21 protein-coding genes are annotated in these 20163 nt (G+C 38.1%); 6 read left to right on the plus strand and 15 right to left on the minus strand.

Annotated elements, in window-relative coordinates; translation table 11 throughout:
• Nucleotides 1-17: 17 nt before the first annotated feature.
• The 12 genes from MLOOGBEN_RS14800 to MLOOGBEN_RS14855 form a co-directional block, all read right to left on the minus strand.
• A complete protein-coding gene (locus MLOOGBEN_RS14800; RefSeq protein ID WP_179159040.1) occupies nucleotides 18-911 on the minus strand; it encodes a peptidylprolyl isomerase in 894 nt (297 codons plus the stop codon).
• 21 nt (nucleotides 912-932) lie between these two features.
• Complete coding sequence (locus MLOOGBEN_RS14805; protein WP_179159041.1) at nucleotides 933-2339, minus strand: S1C family serine protease; 1407 nt, start codon at nucleotides 2337-2339, stop codon at nucleotides 933-935.
• Between the two features lie 159 nt (nucleotides 2340-2498).
• Nucleotides 2499-3923, minus strand: coding sequence for a sensor histidine kinase (locus MLOOGBEN_RS14810; RefSeq protein ID WP_179159042.1), 1425 nt, complete (start codon nucleotides 3921-3923; stop codon nucleotides 2499-2501).
• Nucleotides 3895-4596: a response regulator transcription factor gene (locus MLOOGBEN_RS14815; protein ID WP_179159043.1), complete on the minus strand. Its 702-nt coding sequence runs from the start codon at nucleotides 4594-4596 to the stop codon at nucleotides 3895-3897. The genes MLOOGBEN_RS14810 and MLOOGBEN_RS14815 overlap by 29 nt, the downstream gene beginning before the upstream one ends.
• Nucleotides 4597-4775: 179 nt before the next feature.
• A complete protein-coding gene (locus MLOOGBEN_RS14820) occupies nucleotides 4776-5750 on the minus strand; it encodes a quinone oxidoreductase family protein (protein WP_179159044.1) in 975 nt (324 codons plus the stop codon).
• A gap of 15 nt (nucleotides 5751-5765) precedes the next feature.
• Nucleotides 5766-6545: an enoyl-CoA hydratase/isomerase family protein gene (locus tag MLOOGBEN_RS14825; RefSeq protein WP_179159045.1), complete on the minus strand. Its 780-nt coding sequence runs from the start codon at nucleotides 6543-6545 to the stop codon at nucleotides 5766-5768.
• Nucleotides 6546-6945: 400 nt separating this feature from the next.
• Nucleotides 6946-8007 carry a phosphotransferase family protein gene (locus MLOOGBEN_RS14830; protein ID WP_256989111.1) on the minus strand — a complete coding sequence of 354 codons (1062 nt, stop codon included), beginning with the start codon at nucleotides 8005-8007 and terminating at the stop codon, nucleotides 6946-6948.
• A 126-nt stretch (nucleotides 8008-8133) separates the two neighbouring features.
• Complete coding sequence (locus MLOOGBEN_RS14835) at nucleotides 8134-8697, minus strand: TetR/AcrR family transcriptional regulator (protein WP_179159047.1); 564 nt, start codon at nucleotides 8695-8697, stop codon at nucleotides 8134-8136.
• Between the two features lie 97 nt (nucleotides 8698-8794).
• Nucleotides 8795-10408 (minus strand): long-chain-fatty-acid--CoA ligase, encoded by a 1614-nt coding sequence (locus MLOOGBEN_RS14840; protein WP_179159048.1) that lies wholly within the window; start codon nucleotides 10406-10408, stop codon nucleotides 8795-8797.
• 29 nt (nucleotides 10409-10437) lie between these two features.
• Nucleotides 10438-11190 (minus strand): SDR family NAD(P)-dependent oxidoreductase, encoded by a 753-nt coding sequence (locus tag MLOOGBEN_RS14845; RefSeq protein WP_179159049.1) that lies wholly within the window; start codon nucleotides 11188-11190, stop codon nucleotides 10438-10440.
• A 96-nt stretch (nucleotides 11191-11286) separates the two neighbouring features.
• Nucleotides 11287-12495 (minus strand): acyl-CoA dehydrogenase, encoded by a 1209-nt coding sequence (locus MLOOGBEN_RS14850; RefSeq protein WP_179159050.1) that lies wholly within the window; start codon nucleotides 12493-12495, stop codon nucleotides 11287-11289.
• Nucleotides 12496-12605: 110 nt separating this feature from the next.
• On the minus strand, nucleotides 12606-12800 hold the full coding sequence (locus MLOOGBEN_RS14855) for a hypothetical protein (protein WP_179159051.1): 195 nt from the start codon (nucleotides 12798-12800) through the stop codon (nucleotides 12606-12608).
• Nucleotides 12801-13015: 215 nt separating this feature from the next.
• Between MLOOGBEN_RS14855 and MLOOGBEN_RS14860 the strand changes: the two genes are divergently transcribed.
• Nucleotides 13016-13897 (plus strand): VanW family protein, encoded by an 882-nt coding sequence (locus tag MLOOGBEN_RS14860; RefSeq protein WP_179159052.1) that lies wholly within the window; start codon nucleotides 13016-13018, stop codon nucleotides 13895-13897.
• A 29-nt stretch (nucleotides 13898-13926) separates the two neighbouring features.
• Here MLOOGBEN_RS14860 and MLOOGBEN_RS14865 read toward each other — a convergent pair whose 3' ends face one another.
• The gene (locus tag MLOOGBEN_RS14865) at nucleotides 13927-14196 is read right to left on the minus strand and encodes a hypothetical protein (protein WP_179159053.1); all 270 of its coding nucleotides are present in this window, start codon (nucleotides 14194-14196) and stop codon (nucleotides 13927-13929) included.
• Between the two features lie 149 nt (nucleotides 14197-14345).
• Nucleotides 14346-14837 carry a CDP-diacylglycerol--serine O-phosphatidyltransferase gene (gene pssA / locus MLOOGBEN_RS14870; RefSeq protein ID WP_179159054.1) on the minus strand — a complete coding sequence of 164 codons (492 nt, stop codon included), beginning with the start codon at nucleotides 14835-14837 and terminating at the stop codon, nucleotides 14346-14348.
• Nucleotides 14838-14985: 148 nt separating this feature from the next.
• On the opposite strand from pssA, the gene MLOOGBEN_RS14875 reads away from it, so the two are divergent.
• A complete protein-coding gene (locus MLOOGBEN_RS14875; protein ID WP_179159055.1) occupies nucleotides 14986-15237 on the plus strand; it encodes a sigma-G-dependent sporulation-specific acid-soluble spore protein CsgA in 252 nt (83 codons plus the stop codon).
• A 209-nt stretch (nucleotides 15238-15446) separates the two neighbouring features.
• On the opposite strand, the gene MLOOGBEN_RS14880 is transcribed toward MLOOGBEN_RS14875, so the two are convergent.
• Nucleotides 15447-16316, minus strand: a complete 870-nt coding sequence (locus MLOOGBEN_RS14880; protein ID WP_179159284.1) for a YitT family protein — start codon at nucleotides 16314-16316, stop codon at nucleotides 15447-15449.
• A gap of 1136 nt (nucleotides 16317-17452) precedes the next feature.
• Between MLOOGBEN_RS14880 and MLOOGBEN_RS14885 the strand changes: the two genes are divergently transcribed.
• From MLOOGBEN_RS14885 to MLOOGBEN_RS14900, 4 genes are all read left to right on the plus strand, one after another.
• Complete coding sequence (locus tag MLOOGBEN_RS14885) at nucleotides 17453-18235, plus strand: GNAT family N-acetyltransferase (RefSeq protein ID WP_179159285.1); 783 nt, start codon at nucleotides 17453-17455, stop codon at nucleotides 18233-18235.
• A 102-nt stretch (nucleotides 18236-18337) separates the two neighbouring features.
• Nucleotides 18338-19591, plus strand: a complete 1254-nt coding sequence (locus MLOOGBEN_RS14890) for an erythromycin esterase family protein (RefSeq protein ID WP_256989112.1) — start codon at nucleotides 18338-18340, stop codon at nucleotides 19589-19591.
• A 94-nt stretch (nucleotides 19592-19685) separates the two neighbouring features.
• On the plus strand, nucleotides 19686-19889 hold the full coding sequence (locus MLOOGBEN_RS14895; protein WP_179159057.1) for a DUF1657 domain-containing protein: 204 nt from the start codon (nucleotides 19686-19688) through the stop codon (nucleotides 19887-19889).
• Nucleotides 19890-19953: 64 nt separating this feature from the next.
• Entirely contained in the window at nucleotides 19954-20157 is a 204-nt protein-coding gene (locus MLOOGBEN_RS14900) for a DUF1657 domain-containing protein (protein ID WP_179159058.1), read from the plus strand.
• Nucleotides 20158-20163 lie beyond the last annotated feature (6 nt).

A 20163-nucleotide genomic window follows, 5' to 3' on the forward strand; every position in this document is an offset into this window, starting at 1 on the left:
CACCTCTTAATGAAAAGTTATCCTACAACACTTTCAAGGCTATTCTCAATATCGTAATCTTTTTTCTTTTCTTCAAGCCAAGTAGTGTATTCTGATTCCATTTTTTCATCTATCAATGTTTCTTTTATTGCAGCCTTACTATCATCAAAATTTGCCTCTTTTGCTTCCTTTTTCTCTTCAACCTTAATAATATGATACCCATAATCAGATTTTACTGGCTCACTAATTTCATTTATTGGAAGCGAAAAAGCTACATCTTCAAATTCTGTTACCATTGTACCTCTTGGGAAAAATCCAAGCTCTCCGCCATTTTCCTTGGACCCTTCATCCGTTGAGTATTCCTTTGCTAACTCTGCAAAATCGGCTCCATCTGCTAGCTTTTGTTTAATTTCTTTAGCAGTTGCTTCATCTTCAACTAGAATATGGCTTGCTTTTACTTGTTCTGCTTCACCAAGAGAATCTTTATTTTCATCAAAATAAGTCTTTAATTCTTCATCCGTAATTTTTATTTGCGGTTCAATTAATTTACGCATAGTCAAATAGTTTTTAAGATCCTCTTTAAGTACATCGACTGTTGTATTATTTGAAGCCAGTACCTGATCAAAAACTTCCTCGCCGCCATAAGACTCCTTTAATTTATCCACTTCTTTATTCAATTCTTCATCTGAGATCGTTATTTTTTGTTTTTTTGCTTCAGAGGCAACAATTTTATCAGCTATCAATTGTTCCACTGTAGATGCTCCGTATTGCTCCACCATCACATCATACAATTCATCCTTACTGATGGAATCACCATTTATTTTTGCGATAGCTTTATCCTTTGATAGAGCTAAGCTTAGAAAAACACCTATTGCGAGTATGAGTACTCCTATAACGAAAACCAATTTTTTATTTTCCTTGATAAAAACCATTCTATTGTTTGCTCCCTTAGGTTATTTCGCTAGCTTAACGTTTACAGTGGTAAGCTTTCCGTCACGATATACTTCAAATTTAACTTCATCGCCAATTTTTACATCGGAGTACAAAAATCTTCTTAATTCTGAGGAGTTGGCGATTTTTGTACCATTCATGCTAACAATTACATCCTGTGCTTTTATACCACCATTGGCTGCTGCAGAGTTTGGTTCAACCGCTGTAATCATAACTCCTTCCTTGACACTTTCAGGAAGGTTCTCCCAATATAATTGTGGCACTTCTGTTAAATCAGCAAGTCCTACACCAAGATATGGTCTCTCTACCTTTCCGTTGTCAATTAATTCATTCACAATTGGAAGAAGGTCATTACTTGGTATTGCAAAGCCCAACCCTTCTACGCCGCTTTCAGAAATTTTCAAGCTGTTGATTCCAATCACTAATCCTTCCGGGTTTATTAACGCACCACCACTATTTCCGGGATTAATCGCTGCATCTGTTTGGATGACATTAGTTTCCCAATTTCCTGCAGAGGTAGAAACCGCAATACTTCTATTGATTGCACTAACAATTCCTTCGGTTACCGTTCTAGCAAAATCAAGTCCAAGCGGGTTTCCGATTGCATAAACCTGGTCACCTGGCCTTAGAGTGGAAGAATCACCAAACTGTGCAATGGCTTCAACGTGTTTACTATCAATTTTCAAAACTGCCAAATCAGTTAAGGCATCTGTTCCAACAATTTCAGCACTTACTTTTTCTCCGTTATATAGCGATACTTCTAGTTTAGTAGCACCCTCCACTACATGGTTATTGGTTACAATGTAGGCAGTATCATTATTCTTTTGAAAAATAACCCCTGAGCCTGTACCACTCTCAACATTTTGAGAGGAACTGCTTCCATAAAATCCTCCGGTTTGACGCTGTTGGTAATTGACAATTCCTACAATCGTTTTTGAGAGTTGCTCGACTGTATCCGCAATTGATGAGGACGACTTTGCAGATGTTGGCTGTGCTGTTACGGTATTCAATTCTGAATTTGCGTTTTGCTGAGTAATACCTAGGGGTTGTTTTTCATCTGCTTGTCGGAAATTATCCAAGTAGTTGGTGTATGGGAGAACGGTCAATGTCAACACAGATCCCACCACACCTGCTGCTACCATTGAGGCAAAACCTTTTACCTTTTTTCTCTTTTTCTTTGTACTGTTTTTAAACTCTACTCGGTTCGCAGGTTGTTCAGGCACTGTTTCTTCTTCATTTTTCTCTACTTCCAATTCCTCCGTTTTCCCTACTGGCTCGTTCTCTGTAAGTAATGATTGTGTCTCTAGTTCTTTTTCTTCTTGTTTGCTATCATAACCATCTGAAATTTCGTCTGATGTATTTTGTAGATTATTCTCACTTTCTCTTTCGAATTCATCTCTGTAATTCATACTCTTTCTTCTCCTTTACACTAAAATTTGAGTTATCTTACTTATAATTTAGCCCATAATTATGAAAAAATTGTTAACAAACTATAACGGGATTTGGAAATTATTAAGAAAAAAGTCGGATATTTAGAAAAATAAAAACAGCAGGAATCTCCCTGCTGCTTACTGTTTGAATGTAATGGTAAATTTTGTACCTTTACCTTTTTCGCTTTGCACATCAATCTCTCCATTATGAAGAAGTACCAGTTGCTTTACAATCGATAGACCTAGACCAAATGCCCCATATGGATTACTTGTTCTAGAAATATCTGCTTTATAAAAACGTCTCCAAATGTTTTCGACTTCACTCGGATCAATACCAATACCTGTATCCTCAACTTCAATAATCGTTCCTAGAATATCTTTTCTAGCTCTAAGCCAAATTGTTCCATCGGAGGTAAATTGGATGCTATTTTTGGTTATATTAATTAAAATTTGGACAAGTCGATCATAGTCAGCATTGACCATCACCTCTTCGTCCGCCTCAACAATAATTTCTACATTTTTCTCTTCAGCCTGTACGAATAATTGCTCTTGGATAATTTCTAATAGTTCTAATAGCTGAATGTCTTCCCTAAATAACTGAATTTGATTGGAGCGGATTTTTTCATAATCAAGGTTTTCATTAACAAGACGCATAAGCCGTTTTGCTTCCTGACTCACTAAATTGATCCCACGTTCTCGATCCTCTTCAGGAATCATGTCATTTTTCAAGCCCTCAATAACCCCGCTTATGGTGGTTAACGGTGTCCTCATTTCATGAGAAACATCCGCCATGAATTGACGTCTGCGATTCTCCAGTGCATCAATTTCCTCCATAGAATAGTTTAATTTTTTTACCATGTGGTTGAAATCATTCGCTAATTCACCAATTTCATCAAAATTAGAGGATGGTACATGGACATGATAATCCCCAGCTGAGACAAGCGATGTTGCTTCACGGAGCCGTTTTATCCGATTCACATGGATTTTTGATAGCAGCCAGCTGAGTAAAAACGAAACCCCTAACGCAATTAGGATTGTATAAAGTAAAAATTGATTCACCTGGCGAATCATAGCACTGGACCCACTGATTGGTGAGGTTAACAATATCCCACCCACAAACCTGTCACGATTATCAATATAGGGTAAAACAACAAATGTCACACCGTCTTGATCAAATCGTTTATAATCACTTTGGACAATAATGGTTTTACCATTTGTAATTTTTTCCCACTCTGAAGGTTTCAACTCAATTGCAGGTCCACTACGTCCGACAGCATAAAGATTTGCTTCTTGGTCAAACATGCTAAAGCTAATCTTTCTTGAACGTAAAGAATTACTATATTGAGTGATAATTTGATCCATAGCAATCGGATTCCGTTCAATATCAGAAATGATGGCTTCTCCATAAGAGATTAATTCATCCGCTTTTTCCTCATAAACCAAATTTCCAACATAATGAGCAAACAAAAGACTTAAGACAAGAAATGCGACAATAATGATACTAATATGGCTGATAAACTGTTGAGAAAAATATTTAATTCTTATCTGTTTGAATCGACTCATCAAACTTATAACCTACTCCCCATACAGTGTGGAAGAATGGCTGGGATGCAGTTTCAACTTTTTTTCGCAGTCGTTTAATATGAACATCTACCGTCCGTTCATCACCGTAAAATTGATATCCCCAAACCCGTTCAAGCAGTTGTTCTCTTGAAAAAACCTGCCGCGGATGTTCCACCATATAATATAAGAGATCAAACTCTTTTGGTGTAAGATTTGTAATTGGCACCCCATCAACAAGCACTTCACGGGTATTTTTGCTTATTTTAAAATGTTCTGTCTGTAGGAAATCCTCTGTTTGAGACGTCACTTGCGTTTGATATCTGCGTGTAACCGCCTTAATTCTTGCCATTAGAGTAAGCGGGCTAAAAGGCTTGGTTACATAGTCATCTGCTCCCATTTCAAGACCGAGCACTTGATCAGACTCTGTATCCTTCGCAGTCAACATAATAATGGGCACCGTATATTTTTCCTCTCTAATTTTCCGGCAAATGGTTACTCCATCCATGCCAGGCAGCATCCAATCGACAATCAAAGCATCCCATGTTCCTGTTTTGAACGTGTTGTATCCTTCAAGACCATCATTGACAAAGGTACCTTCAAGTCCTTCCTTTGCAAAAAACATTTCTATCATCGAACACACACTTGTATTATCTTCAATTACGAGTATTTTCAATATCCGTCAACTCCCAGCAAAATCTCTTCTTTTCTTCAGTTTATACGATTTTTATCTCATATCAACTATATCGCAAAAACTTCCCTGCTATTTAATAATTTGTTCATAGTTTGTTAATATACCCACGAAAAAAGAGGCCCGGAAATCTCCAGACCTCAAAACACTTACTTGTGAAGGATTTATGGTTCTAATAGTAACTTACCTGTCGTTTTTCTTGATTGTAATAACACATGTACATTTGCTGCTTCCTCTAACGGGAACACACCGCCAATTGTAAGCTTCAGTTTTCCTTCCCCAAGATAGGTTAGTAATTCTACTAAACTAGACTGAAGCAACTCAGGTTTTCTCATTATCTGCGGCAGGAAAAAGCCGATAACAGACTGATTTCGAGCCATCAGGGAAGACGGATACATTCTGATCTGCTCTCCGCTTGCTGCACCAAATACAACAAGACGTCCAAAGGTAGCTAGACATTTTAATGTGTTATTGAAAACCTCTCCGCCTACCATCTCAAGTGCAACATCTACTCCTTTGCCGCCAGTTGCTTCAAGAACCTGTTCTACCCAGTTTGATTCACTGTAGTTAATCAGGACATCTGCACCCATTTTGCGGGCTAGTTCTAATTTTTCAGGAGAGCTAGCGGTTGCAATGATTTTCCCTGCACCAAACAGCTTAGCTAATTGTACAGAAAGAGTTCCAACACCACCAGCGGCAGCGTGAACGAGAACAGTTTCCCCTTTCTCCAAACGTCCCATCGTTTTTAACACATGATAGGCACTTAACCCTTGGAGCGGTAAAGCTGCTGCATTCTGAAAGTCTAACTGCTCAGGAATCGGAATCAATGAGCGCTCATCAGCAAGCGCAAATTCTGAATATCCTCCTGATTCGATTAACGTTACGACCCTCATCCCCGGCTTAACACTCTCCACCTTTTCACCAACAGCTGTAACCACTCCAGCAATTTCTGCTCCTGGAATAAATGGGAGAGGGGTTTTAACGACATATTGTCCCTCTCTTCTCGCTGTATCTGCATAATTAACGCCTATTGCCTTTATTTCAATTAGTACCTCACGCCCTGTTGGAACGGGTCTATCAATCTCAACAATCTCTAATACTTCTGGTCCGCCAAATTTTTCTAATTGAATTGCTTTCATGTAAAAACTCCCTTTCTACCTGCCTTTATATACTGGATTTCTTTTTTCCTTAAAGGCAGCGACGCCTTCCTTGTGATCCTCTGTTTGAACCATTAATACTTGAGTAAGCCGCTCCTCTTCTAGGATTTCTTCGAGTGTTGCGTTTAAGGAATGGTCAATTAATTTCTTTTGTTTACCAAATGCTTTTCCAGGACCCTGTGCTAAATTAAGTGCTATTTTCGTTGTTTCTTCTTGTAGTCTCTCTAATAAGAACAAAGCATTAATCACGCCTAATTGGTAGAGACGCTTTGCAGGGATCGGTTCTGCACTGAAGAAGAACTGCTTGGCTAAGTGTGGTCCGATTAGTTTCGGAAGGAAATAAGATCCCCCACCATCAGAAACGAGACCAACCTTCGAGAAGCTAAGGGCAAATTTACTATCCTCAGCCGCAACAATCATGTCACACGCTAACGCTAAATTGAAACCAGCACCTGCCGCGAAGCCGTGCACAGAAGCGATAATCGGTTTTTCTAAATCCTTCATCAATAGAATGAGCTCATTTAGTTTACCTATATGTTCATAGGTTTGATTCCCATCTGCCTGCCCCATTGTTTTTACATCACCGCCAGCACTAAATGCGCGGCCAGCCCCGAACAAAACAATTACCTGTACATCAAGATCATTCTTTGCTTCCTGAAGTGCGGCTTTCAATCCTAGTATCATATCTGGACTAAATGCATTCAAACTTTCTGGGCGGTTCAATGTTAAAGACAAAACTGGTCCTAGCTTTTCAATTAATAAATCATTATTTTTCAATAAAATCTTCCTCCCTTATCTTCTTGCTATCCGCTAGTAAATTTCGTTATCCGCTAGTAAATCCTGCTATCCGCTAGTAAATCCCGCCATCCGCTAGTAAATCCTGCTATCCACTAGTAAATTTCGTTATCCGCCAGTAATTCCCGGCCATCCGCCAGTAAATCCTGCTATCCGCCAGTAAATCTCGACATCCGCTAGTAAATCCTGCTATCCGCCAGTAAATCCCGTTATCCGCCAGTAAATCCTGCTATCCGCCAGTAATTCTCGCTATCCGCTAGTAAATCCTGCTATCCGCCAGTAATTCCCGCTATCCGCCAGTAAATCCGGGCCATCCGCCAGTAATTCCCGCTATCCGCTAGTAAATCCCGACATCCGCGCTGCCTGCCCACGTTATTACCTCCTACAACTCCCCAGAAGCAACCATAGCGGCATGCTCTATTAGCATTTTTGCTTTATAATTGAAATGAGCAAACCGAAGATCATTGGTTTGACCTTTTTTATATCGATAGTAAATCTGTTGACAAATGACAGCTAGTTTAAAGTAGGCAAAGGTTAAATAAAAGTTCATATTGGCTACGTCCCGGCCGCTTTTCTTCGCATAAAGCTCAATAAATTGCTTTCTCGTAAAGAATCCATCATTTAAGGTTACAGGCGCTTTTCCTAGCCCCTTTTTTAATTCCTCAGGATCATCAGCTTGATTCCAATAGCTCATGGCCACTCCAAGATCTGCAAGCGGATCACCAACTGTTGTCATTTCCCAATCAAATAGCCCCACCATTTCCGATAAGCTTTCATTAAACATCGCATTATTAAATTTAAAGTCATAGTGAATGATGGCAGCTGTATGTTGAACCGGAATATTACCTGACAGCCATTTTTTCAAGGATTCAACCGCAGCAATTTCATCACTTTTCGCTCTTTCATAGCGACCTAACCAGCTATGAACCTGTCTATCTATGAATCCCTCCGGCTTACTTATCGCTCCTAGTCCAGTCTCTTTATAATTAATCCCGTGAAGCTCCACTAATTTGTTAACCATTACCTCGGACAATTGTTGGCATAGCTCCTTCGTTACCATTATTTCCTCCGGAAAAGAAGTGTCAATGACCAAACCATTTTTCCGTTCCATGATAAAAAATGGACTTCCCACAATCTCCTCCTGCTTGGAAAACAGGATTGGTTTCGGGGTGACAGAAAAGACTGGATGAAGCTCAGAGATAATTTTAAATTCTCTTTCCATATCATGTGCTTTAGGTGCAACAGGTCCTAAAGGAGGACGTCGCAAAACAGCTTCCCATTCACCTATTTTTATTTGATACGTTAAATTAGAATGACCTGCGGAAAATTGCAAAAGTTCAAGGGGGCTATTTGGCAGGTTTTCAATATTGCTGCGTAAAAATTGTTCCAACACAGCTAAATCTAATTCCTCCCCTTTTCGGACTGGAATTGTATCTTTACTCATTTGGTGAGGCATAGAAACACTCCCTTTTTTTAAAAAACTCAGTCTCTTCTGCACATTCCGACCGGATAGTAGGTAATAAAGATAGGAGAGTTTAGCTGTTAGACAAAAACCCTCCATTTATTTGCATTAATTTGCTTGAATTCCCTCTAATATCATTTCAACAAAGATCTCTGCCACTTCACGATCAGTAGAAACTCCATTTGGATTAAACCACTGATAGCTCCAATTGGATGCACCTAGAATACCAAAGGTTACGATATGCGCATTTAAGTCTGCTCGGAACTCTCCCATTTCAATTCCATCGATTAGTATTTTCTCAACATTCAAACGGAATTCATCCCGTTTAGGTACGATTAAGGCTAGTCTTTCTTCGTTTAGATTTTTCATTTCTCTAAAGAAGATTTTAGCAGCATATCCCTGTGTTTTTATATTACCTATCAGCAAGTACACAATCTCGAATAGCTTCTCTTTACAGCTCCTGTTATCCGCTAAAATTTCTTTTTGTTTTTCTAGTAAATAATTAATGTAACCAAGATTAATGTCCATTAAGAGTTCTTCTTTACTAGAAAAATAATAATAAAAGGTCCCTTTGGTTACACCTATGGAATCCACAATGTCCTGAATAGACGTTTCCTTAAACCCCTTTTTCTCAAACAATCGGATACTATGCTCAGTTAATTTATCTTTCACCGCTTATGTCCTCGCAATCTGTAATAGGTCTAGTGAAATTATATCATATTCCTTTTAGCAACAATCACGGACAATATGCAGAAAATTGTTACCCTTTCTAGTTTTTAACTGTTTCCTCTCTTAAGGCACGACGGAGAATTTTACCAACTTGTGTCTTAGGCAATTGCTCACGGAATTCAACACTTCCTGGAACCTTATAAGTTGCCATATTTTGCTTACAATAGGTAATAACTTCCCCTTCTGTAAGTGTTTGGCCAGCCTTCAAAACGACAAATGCCTTTACATCCTCTCCACGGTATACATCAGGAATTCCAATGACAACGGCTTCTTGAATAGCAGGATGCTCATAAAGAACTTCCTCAATATCCCGAGGATAAATATTGAAACCACTTGCAATAATTAAATCCTTTTTACGGTCAACGATATATAAATAACCCTCTTCATCAACTTTGGCTATATCCCCCGTATAGAGCCAGCCGTCTCTTAATGTATTGGCTGTTTCTTCCGGCATATTCCAGTAACCCTTCATAATTTGTGGGCCTTTAATAATCACTTCACCTAATTCCCCAACGGGAACTTCTTCTAAACCACTACCCACATCTACAATCTTATATTCCGTAGATGGCATCCCAATGCCTACACTTCCTGGCTTACGGTCCGCAAAAGGAGGGTTGCAATGTGTGGTTGGAGAAGCTTCGGATAGTCCATAACCTTCCAAAATCTTTGCCCCTGTTTTTCTTTCAAATTCACGGAGTAGTTCTACAGGCATAGGTGCACTGCCGCTATTGCAGGTTTTAATACTATTCAACCCGTACTCCTCAGCACGCGGATGGTTGGTAATTGCCACATACATGGTTGGAACCCCTGGGAAAGTAGTAGGCTGTTCATGCTTAATTGTATTTAATACTTCCTCTAAATCAAAACGTGGAAGCATAATCGATTCCCCGCCAGTAAAAATGGTAAGGTTCATACAAGCTGTCATACCAAATACATGGAAAAGAGGAATGACCGTTAAACAGCGTTCTTTTCCAAGTTCAAATTCGTGCTTGAAGAATTCATAGGATTGTAGGACGTTTGCCACGATGTTTCGATGTGTCAACATCGCTCCCTTTGACCTTCCTGTTGTCCCCCCTGTGTATTGAAGAACAGCAATGTCATGCTCCATTTCAATATTTACAGGAGTTACCTGTCCGTTGCCAGTTGCTAAGAATTGTTCAAAGCTGGTATCTGGAGTGAAATCTTGTCCTGATGGCTGCAGGCTGACGACAATGATATTCTTCAAACTGGTCCGTGGCTGAACACTTTTTACTCTAGGATAAAACGCATCCATGACTACAATGGTTTCTGCTCCAGAGTCATTCAGGATATATTCAAGCTCCCGCTCGACACTCATAGGATTTACTTGAGTCACAATTGCCCCTGCACCTAACGTGCCATAATAAGAAATGACATATTGCGGGCAGTTCGGAAGCATAAGTGCCACACGGTCACCCTTTTGAACTTGATTTTGCTGAAGAGCAGAGGTAAAGCCTTGAGAAAGTCCTAGTAATTGCTGATAGGTAATTTTTCTTCCAAAGAAGGATAGTGCATTATTTGTAGGATATTTTGCGGTTGTCTCTTGAAGTATTTCTACTAGATTTTTTTCAGGATTTGAGATTGTTGATGAAATCGAGTCTGGATATTGTGCCATCCCTATTTTCTTTTCAGCCATTCGTTTCCCTCCAAAATTATCAATTAAGGTTAAAAAGTAAGTCCTCCACCATCAACGGACAGAGTTGCACCTGTAATAAACGATGCTTCTTCTGAAGCTAAGAAGAAAATTGCATTTGCCACTTCATCAGGAGATCCAATTCTACCAAGAGCATTAGCCTTTGATATAAATGGCCATCTTCTCTCATCCTGCTTCCAGACATCGAGAATTTTTGTATCAATAACCCCGGGAGCAATGGCATTTACACGGATATTGTACTTGCCATACTCAAGTGCAGCATTTTGTGTTAGAAGTACTACACCTGCTTTTGAAGCATTATAAGCAGCTTGATATTTTTTACCCTTTAAGCCTAACAAACTAGAAGTATTAATGATTGCACCGCCGCCTGTTTTTTTCATTTCAGGAATAGCATATTTAATTCCTAGGAATACACCCTTTAAATTGATATCAATCACATGATCCCATTCTTCTTCTGAGAGATCTACACTTCTAACCTCTGAATGACCAATTCCTGCATTATTGACCAAAATATGCAGGCCGCCAAAAGTATTCGTTGTGGTGTTAATAAGATCTTTTACCTGGTTGGATTCCTTCACATCCGTTTTGATAAAAATAGCCTCACCACCAGATTCTTGAATCAGGCTGACGGTTTCTTCACCGCTTAGGGAATCCAAATCAGCAACAGCCACCTTTGCCCCTTCTTTCGAAAAGCGAATCGCTGTAGAGCGTCCAATCCCGGAACCCCCGCCGGTTACAATGGCAATTTTTCCATTCAATTTCAAGGTACTTCACTGCCTTTCTTCTAATCTCTCTATCTTTACTACCATTTCTTTCGACAGCTGTCTTGAGATACCTTCATTTGCATATCGAACTTTTTATTATTGATATTTTCTTAATTCAAGCTTCGCTATCTGAGCGCGGTGTACTTCATCTGGTCCGTCTGCAAGTCGTAATGTTCTCGAATTTGCCCACATCGCAGCAAGTGGAAAATCATCTGATACACCAGCACCCCCAAAAGCTTGAATCGCTCTGTCGATCACACGTAAAGCCATGTTAGGTGCCACCACTTTAATCATAGCAATCTCTGTTTTCGCCTCTTTGTTTCCAACAGTATCCATCATATAAGCTGCCTTCAGCGTCAATAATCTTGCTTGTTCAATTTCGATCCTTGAATCAGCAATCCATTCCCTAATAACCCCTTGGCTTGAAAGCGGTCTTCCAAAGGCTTCACGTTCTTGAACACGCTTACATAAAAATTCAAGAGCACGCTCTGCTGCACCAATCAATCTCATACAGTGATGAATTCTTCCAGGTCCTAATCTTCCCTGGGCTATCGCAAAACCTTTTCCTTCTCCCCAAAGAATATTTTCTGCCGGAACTCTAACATTTTTATAAGTAATTTCAGCGTGCCCATGCGGGGCATGATCATAACCGAAAACAGGCAGCATCCTTTCAATTTGCACCCCTGGTGCATTAAGAGGAACGAGAATCATCGACTGCTGCTCATGGCGGTTAGCATTAAAGTCTGTTTTCCCCATGACAATCGCTATCTTACATCTGGGATCTCCTGCACCAGATGACCACCATTTACGTCCATTAATGATATACTCATCACCATCTCTTACAATGCTTGCTTCAATATTTGTTGCATCGGAAGAAGCTACCGCCGGTTCAGTCATAGAAAAGCAAGAACGAATTTCCCCTGCTAGTAATGGTTTAAGCCACTTTTCCTTGTGTTCCTCTTTACCATAGCGAACCATTACTTCCATATTACCAGTATCAGGAGCACTGCAGTTAAACACTTCAGGACCAATCATTGAGCGACCCATAATTTCGCAAAGCGGAGCATATTCTAAGTTCGTTAATCCTGCTCCATATTCACTCTCTGGGAGAAATAAGTTCCAGAGACCAGCAGCCTTTGCTTTTTCCTTTAAGTCCTCCATTACCTGAGGGACAGCACTCCACCGATTATCCTGTTCGTTTAATTGCTGCTCATAGACTTTTTCATTAGGATATACGTGTTCTTCCATGAAGTTTGTCAGCTTTGTCTGTAACTCTTTCACTTTATCAGAATATAAAAATTCCATTCACTTCACCCTTTCATACATACTAACCAGTTGGTATGCCACAATTACTATTATACCTCCAAACATTAAATATTCAAATTTATTTCTAAATATTCTAACAAAATAATCATTTAATATCTCTTTATACCCATTTTTTGTTTTTTCATTAATTCATATGATTTTTCTATGATATCAGTTAGTACATCACCTTTATATACTCTGCCTAATTTAAGATTTTCCTGATAGTATTCAACAATTTCGTCTAGTTTGTCAGAGGTTTCTTTTGCAATCCTTACATTTAATTGAATTCTTCCATTTTCAGCCAAGGGAGACACTCCTATCATTTAAATAGCAAACTGCTAGCACTTTGCGAAATTCGTGTTATTACTTGATTATATACTATTATTCTACACTTTTTTCAACAAATCTAAAAAAAGAGTAACACTTGTTTTTTGTATCCCTTTCCAAAATGATTCAGGTTAGTTTCTTACATAAAAATACAAACTTTGCCTCAAATTAACATGAGGGAGGTTTGTGCTATATGAGTGTTACATGGTTATTTACCTTTTTATTTATAATTCAGCAGGTAACACCTCAAGCTGGTGTGGACATAACTAAGGATGGAAAACCAATTTCTACTATTAATAGAGAAGATTACGCTATAGGGAATCCAAGTTTCTTTATTTTGGATACGAAAAAATATAATAAACTGTTAAATCAATTAGAAAAGCAGTTGTCAGTGATACCCAAAGATGCAAGGCTGGATCAGCATGAAAATATTATTCCTGAGCAGGCTGGTCTAAGCATCAATCGACAAGCTTTTACAGAAAGCTTCTATTCCTTTTTTTTCGAACAGAACAAATCAACATTAGAAATACCTATGTATCCTGTTTATCCAAAGGTGGATAGTGAATTACTTTCAGATATTCGCAGTATTCGAATTGGCCGGTACATTACTTCTTTTAATCCCAGGAATAAAAAGCGGTCAACCAATATTCAATTGGCAGTCGAAGCCATTAATAATCATGTTGTGTTTCCTGGTGACACATTTTCATTTAATTCTGTAGTAGGCAAACGGACAACTGAGAAGGGGTATGAAAAGGCTAAAGTGATTGTGAAAGGTGAATATGCCGAAGACATCGGCGGAGGAATATGTCAGGTATCTTCCACATTATTTAATGCAGTCGATAGCGCAGGACTGAAAATCGTTCAGCGTTTTTCTCACAGCAGACATGTCCCCTATATTCCACCTGGACGTGATGCAACCGTGAGTTGGTACGGTCCTGATTTTGAATTTAAGAATATGTATAATCAACCCATTTTAATCCAAGCTAAAACGATTGGGAACCTTTTAGTCATTAAGCTATATTCCTCAGAGGTCATCGAATATAAACCCAAGAAGGTTCCCTTCCCGACACTTTGAAAAAGCCCGCATTGAATGCGGACTTTTTTTTATCGATTTTTATCATTTCTTAGTGCACTAGTTAATAACTCTTCTGAGAATTCAGCTAATGCAGTGTTACTCATACCATTTAAGTTAGTTTTGGGTGTGAAGCTTTGGACTACATCTTGAAAAGGCACTGCAATATTATTTCGTTTTCCTCTTGTTAATCCAAAAACGGCAGCACTTATTCCGACTCCAAGCAGCGATGCCCACATGGCCCCCCTGCTCTTTCGTTTCTTACCAAACATATTGAAAAACGGCTTTATCATATTTCTCATCCAAAGCACTCCTTTATCTTACGTGAGAATGGAAAGTAAAATGACCCTTCCATTAGCTTAATCTTTACATTTAAGGTGAGAATATGATTGGAAAACTACTGGTGAAATGTTATTTGTTTACAGAATATATTTTGGTTAGCAAAATGTTGTTATAGCTTCTTTATTCTTATAGGGCTCACCATAAGAATGGATAGTAAAATGGTTATGAATGCACTACTGTATAGAAATATTCCCATGCAAGCCATTAACAGCCCAGCAGCCGTAATTGGCAGACCCATAAAGTAGCCTCTGGTTGGCTTTACATTAAATTTTGCTAAGCGTAATGCGCCCATCGTTGGAAATAGCATAAATGCAATTGTCGTGAAAATTGATGATGGTTCTAATGAGTAAAATAATAGCGCTGGTGCCACTCCAAGACTAACAATATCGGCTAATGAATCAAGTTCAACTCCAAATTCACTATTCACCTTCAATCTTCTTGCTAAGCGTCCATCAAAAAAATCAAATATTGCCGATAAGAAAATAAACATTGCTGCCATTTGTAAATATCCATTCAAATTAAAGGTAATCGAAAAGACACCAGATAATAAGTTCCCAATAGTAAATAAATTTGGTATTGCTTTAACCAAATGGTTTAACAAGCAGGTCCCCCCTTTTTAGACCAATCCTTCCATTGAATACGGTTCTTCTATAGTCTGTACCATTTATTATAATGTGAATCTAATTAAGGAAAGGTATTATAAATCCCTTTTCGTCAAAAGATAAAAAGTGAAAGGATGGTTGACTTAAATGGATAAAACATTGGGCTATTTACGTGAAATCTTATCAAATTACAGTGATCAACATTCTGAAGGGAAACAATTATATCGCAAATTAACTGAAGGAAAATTTACTTCTGAAGGAGATTTTGTGAAACAGTTAAGCCAGAAGGAGATTGACTGTTTAAATGAAATGCTTCCTCAAGAAATTAATTATGCAAAGGAAGAGCAAGATGAAAAAAGGGCTCATGAATTAAACGAAGTATTCGAACTGCTATTTTAGACTTTGGCTACATAAAAAGAGATGTTAGTTATGAAACTAACATCTCTCCTTTGGGAAATAAACCAAAATAACTATTAATTATTTCCTAGGTAAGCGCATACAACGACAAAAGACGATTTTTAGTGGGCATTTTTTGTCATTAAGCGACAAGAAGTGAGTTTTTATAAGATTCTACCCATCTGGGATTACGTCAAACCAAGACACATTTTCTAGTGAATATTTCGTTTCTTAAACCTTCCTCCGCGCACTTCAGCGATATCAGCTACGGCGAGGAATGCGTTTTCATCACTTTCAGTAACAATTTCCTTCAACTTTGCTTCCTCAAGTCGGTTAATGACACAGAAAATTACCTTCTTGTGATCTCCTGAGTAGGCACCCTCTCCATTAATATAGGTCACGCCACGACCAAGGCGATTCATAATGGCCTCACCAATTTCTTTTGAATTGTCACTAATAATCCAAACCGATTTGGATTCATCTAAGCCGGTAATGGTAATATCGATGGTTTTATAGGCAACAAAATAGGCTATTAGAGAATACATAGCCCGATCCCACGAAAAGACAAAGCCAGCGCTTCCCAGTATAAATAAATTAAAAAACATGATAATTTCACCAACAGAAAATGGAAGTTTTTTATTAAATAGAATGGCGAGAATCTCAGTACCATCCAAGGAACCTCCATAGCGGATGACCATCCCTACTCCAATCCCAAGGACGATTCCCCCAAAAACGGTTGCAAGTAAGATATCCTGGGTAAAGGCAGGAACTGGATGAAGTAATGTGGTGCCGATAGAAAGAATGGTAATTCCATAAAGAGTGGATAATGCGAAGGTTTTTCCAATTTGTTTATAACCGATAAAGAAAAAAGGGATGTTAAGAATAAAGATAAAAATACCGAGTTTCCAACCAGTCAGATAAGAAAGCATAATCGAAATGCCTACGATGCCTCCATCAATAACATGATTGGGAACGAGAAAAATTTCCAATCCGACGGCCATTAAAGCTGCCCCGATTGTAATGAGCATAATTCTTTGAATGATTTTTCTGGTGGTTAATCCTTTGTGTTGAACTTTCTCCATAAGTACTTTCTGTTGTTCGTTAAGATTTACATTTGGAAATCCTGTCATTATCTTGCCCCTTTCGTATAGACTTATAATTCCATTATATCAGTAAACTGATAGTTTTTTGAATTTTTAAACACTTTATTTCCCAATTTTCTAGGTAAAATTCTAAGGTTATTTTTTAATAAAATCACAAAATAAAGAAGCCGCCTCCATTGAGACAGCTACTTGGGAATATTAACCTCTTAGGGGACCCAACCATGACATCAGCCAAAGTGTTCTTTACTCTTCCTTTTAGTCATTTTACGATCTAATGGAAGATTGGAGAATTAGCCGATGGGTGTTGTTCCGTTGAAGGAATTAATTCACATGGGATTTAATGGAATTCAAATTCCTTAAAAGAAACAAATTTACCGGTACTACCGATTGACTCATTATCCTTTTATTTGGTTTAGTTTCTTGGCAATGTAAGATTTGATTTGGTTGAAGGTTTAGATAATAATATAAATAAAGATTTTTCATTTATTAAATATCATTATCTCCTTACTACTCCTTACCTTTTAGGTGAGCTTCTTTATCAAATATAAGGACCAAACAGTTGACAGCTCCTATTTGTTTTAGTTATTGTTTTTTAGATTCTTTCTATACTTCATTACTTTAGGTTTCTTCGCGAAGGAAGCTTCCATCATAATTTTAAGAAAGATCTTTTTTGGTTTGAGATTTTTATCTACGTACCGTTTACATAGGTAGATAACTTTTCTTTACTCCCAAATTACAATAACTTGTGTACCTACATTTGAAAAGACGATTTCCTCTTTCACTAAAAAGAAGTTTAGTTAGTCTTGCACCTTTCCAATTCAATTTACATCGCTCCACCTACCAAACATTGCAAGGGAAAACCTTTACTACTCGTTCACAAACGGAACGAACACGGATGGTTGAGTCTCCTAAGAAGTTAACTTTTTATATCTTCTTTACACTTATATTATATCACTTCTAATGCCCTCCTAAAACACAGTGTTGTGACGAATTGGTGAACTTTTCTAAATTACCAGACTATTAAAAAAACCATATTAAGCCAAACTATTAGATTATTATTATTGAACATTACCCACTTTTTGGATAAAATATTAGCATCCAAGGAGGCGATTTTTATCATTAGGAAATTAACCAAAAATGATCATGACCAAGTAATTTCTTTCTTAAGTGAAGAACCGTCTATTAATTTATTTATCATTGGTGACATAGAGGTTTTTGGATACGAATCAGATTTCCAAGAAATCTGGGCAGAATTCAATCACCAAGGAGAAATCATCGCCGTTCTTCTCAGATACTATCAATCATTTATCCCTTATGCCAAAGGAGAATTTAATGTTGCTGAGTTTGTCTCGATTATTATTTCTCACTCTCAGCCAGTTCTCTTATCCGGGAAAACTGATATTGTCGAGAAATTTGAATCCTATAATGTCCTTCAACTTGGAAAGAAACAAGAAACCTTCTTTGCTGAATGTAAGAGTACTGAATATCTCGGTGAAACAAATGTGTACATAAAAAAGGCGAGTATAAATGAAATTGACCAAATCCTATCTCTTCGTAAAACAATTGATGAATTCCATCTCAGTCATAATGCTGCTGAAATGTTACGAACATCTATGGAATCAAATATGGCGAGAACTTATTACACAGAAGAAAATGGACAAATGACATCTTGTGTATCTACTACAGCAGAAAATTCAATGTCTGCGATGATTGTTGGTGTATGTACAAGAAAAGAATATCGCCGTAAAGGGTTAGCCACAGGCATTATGCAGAAGCTTTTTAAAGATATAATGGACGAAGGCAAAATACTTTGCCTTTTCTATGATAATCCTGAAGCTGGACGTATCTATAAACGACTTGGATTTAATGACGTTGGAAAATGGACGATGTACCGATAATGGTAATTCAAAACTTCCTGATTATTTGGAAGTTTTTTTGTTATTTAAGGATGCCTTTAGGGAAGATTAGCAATATCACTATTTATGAAAGGATGTCTTTTAATGTTCGATTCCATAAAGAAATATGCTAAACCCTTCGATTCCATTAATGATCTTAATCCTCTGGTGGCAGCTATCGGTGACGCCAAGTATGTCCTTCTCGGCGAATCATCTCATGGAACGTCAGAGTTTTATACGCTCCGCGCTGAGCTTACTAAAAGATTAATCCAAGAAAAAGGTTTCTCTGTCATTGCTGTAGAAGGAGACTGGCCATCCTGCCAAAGCATAAATCGCTATATAAAAGACATCGGTTCACCCAAGAGTGATGTTAGAGAGGCACTTGAGAGTTTTAATCGTTGGCCAACGTGGATGTGGGCTAATCAAGAAATCATTGAATTAATGGAGTGGTTAAAAAGCTTTAATCAACAAGCAAAGCGAAAAAACAAAGTTGGTTTTTACGGATTGGATGTATATAGTCTATGGGAGAGTATGGACGAAATTATAAAATACTTAGAACGCACCGGTAACACAGGACTTAAACAAGCTAGAAATGCGTTTAACTGCTTTGAACCATTTAATCGTAATAATGAATCCTATGCCGTATCCGCAGGTTACTTATCAGAGGACTGCATGAAGGAAGCCCTTTCGCTTCTTACTACTATCCAAAAGAACAAATGGAAATATGATGATGATGATGAAAGCAGCTTAAATATGGAGGTTAATGCACTAGTTACGGTTAATGCTGAAGAGTATTACCGGAAGATGGTTACCAGTGATTCGAAGTCTTGGAACGTGAGAGACATACATATGGTCGAATCTTTGAATGCGGTTATGAAGTATTATGGTGACGGAGCAAAAGTAATCATCTGGGAACATAATACGCATGTTGGTGATGCTCGGGCAACCGATATGAAAGATGCAGGTATGGTAAATGTCGGTCAGTTGATACGGGAACAGAATTCCCCTGAAGATGTATACATCGTTGGCTTTGGGACTAACAGCGGTACAGTAATCGCTTCAACGGAATGGGGAGTCGATTTTCGAGTTACAAATGTCCCCTCTGCTCAAATTGGGAGCTGGGAAAACCTTATGCATAAAGCTGGTGCTTATAACCAATACCTCATTTTTAACGATGAAAATCGGGAAGAATTCAGCAAAAGAATTGGTCACCGTGCTATCGGTGTTGTTTATCGACCTGAACATGAGCAATATGGAAACTATGTGCCATCAGTCATGAGCAGCCGCTACGATGGATTTATCTTTTTAGATAAAACACATGCTCTCCATCCACTAGAAATGGAAAGTCTTATTTATTAAAAATCGTAATATTTTTTACATCACATAAATTCTAAGTAAATCCACATACTACTGCTTGTAATATATTTTTGAAAAGGAAAGAGGGCCTTACACCATGACAGTCGGCACCCAAGTTAAACAAGCATTAGCAGGATTAAAAAGTGCTCAAGCCAGCTTTGAAACCTTTGCTTTGGCAACGGATAATCAAAACGCAAAAAAACTCTATCAAGATGCAGCTCAACAAACTCAAACCGTCCTAGATAGTCTCGAACCACGGCTTCAAGAAATTTTAGCTGAAGAGCCTCAATATAACCAATAAAAACGAAAAGGGTTGGCATCCCTGCCAACTCTTTTGGTTATCTGATTAGAAAGGAAGTATAATCATGACCATTGCTGCAAGTGTTAAGCAATGCCTAGCCAATATGAAAGGAATTGAAGCACAATTATCATCCCTTGCCTTAAATTCTAATGATAAAAGTGCTCAAGAAGTCTTCCATGACACCATGATAACAATAACTTGTGTGAAAAAGGATTTACAAACACGTGTTTTGGAACTAGAAAGACTTGAACCACAATATAAAGGTTAAAACTTT

This window comes from Bacillus sp. EB106-08-02-XG196 (assembly GCF_013396335.1).
GTDB lineage: Bacteria > Bacillota > Bacilli > Bacillales > Cytobacillaceae > Neobacillus.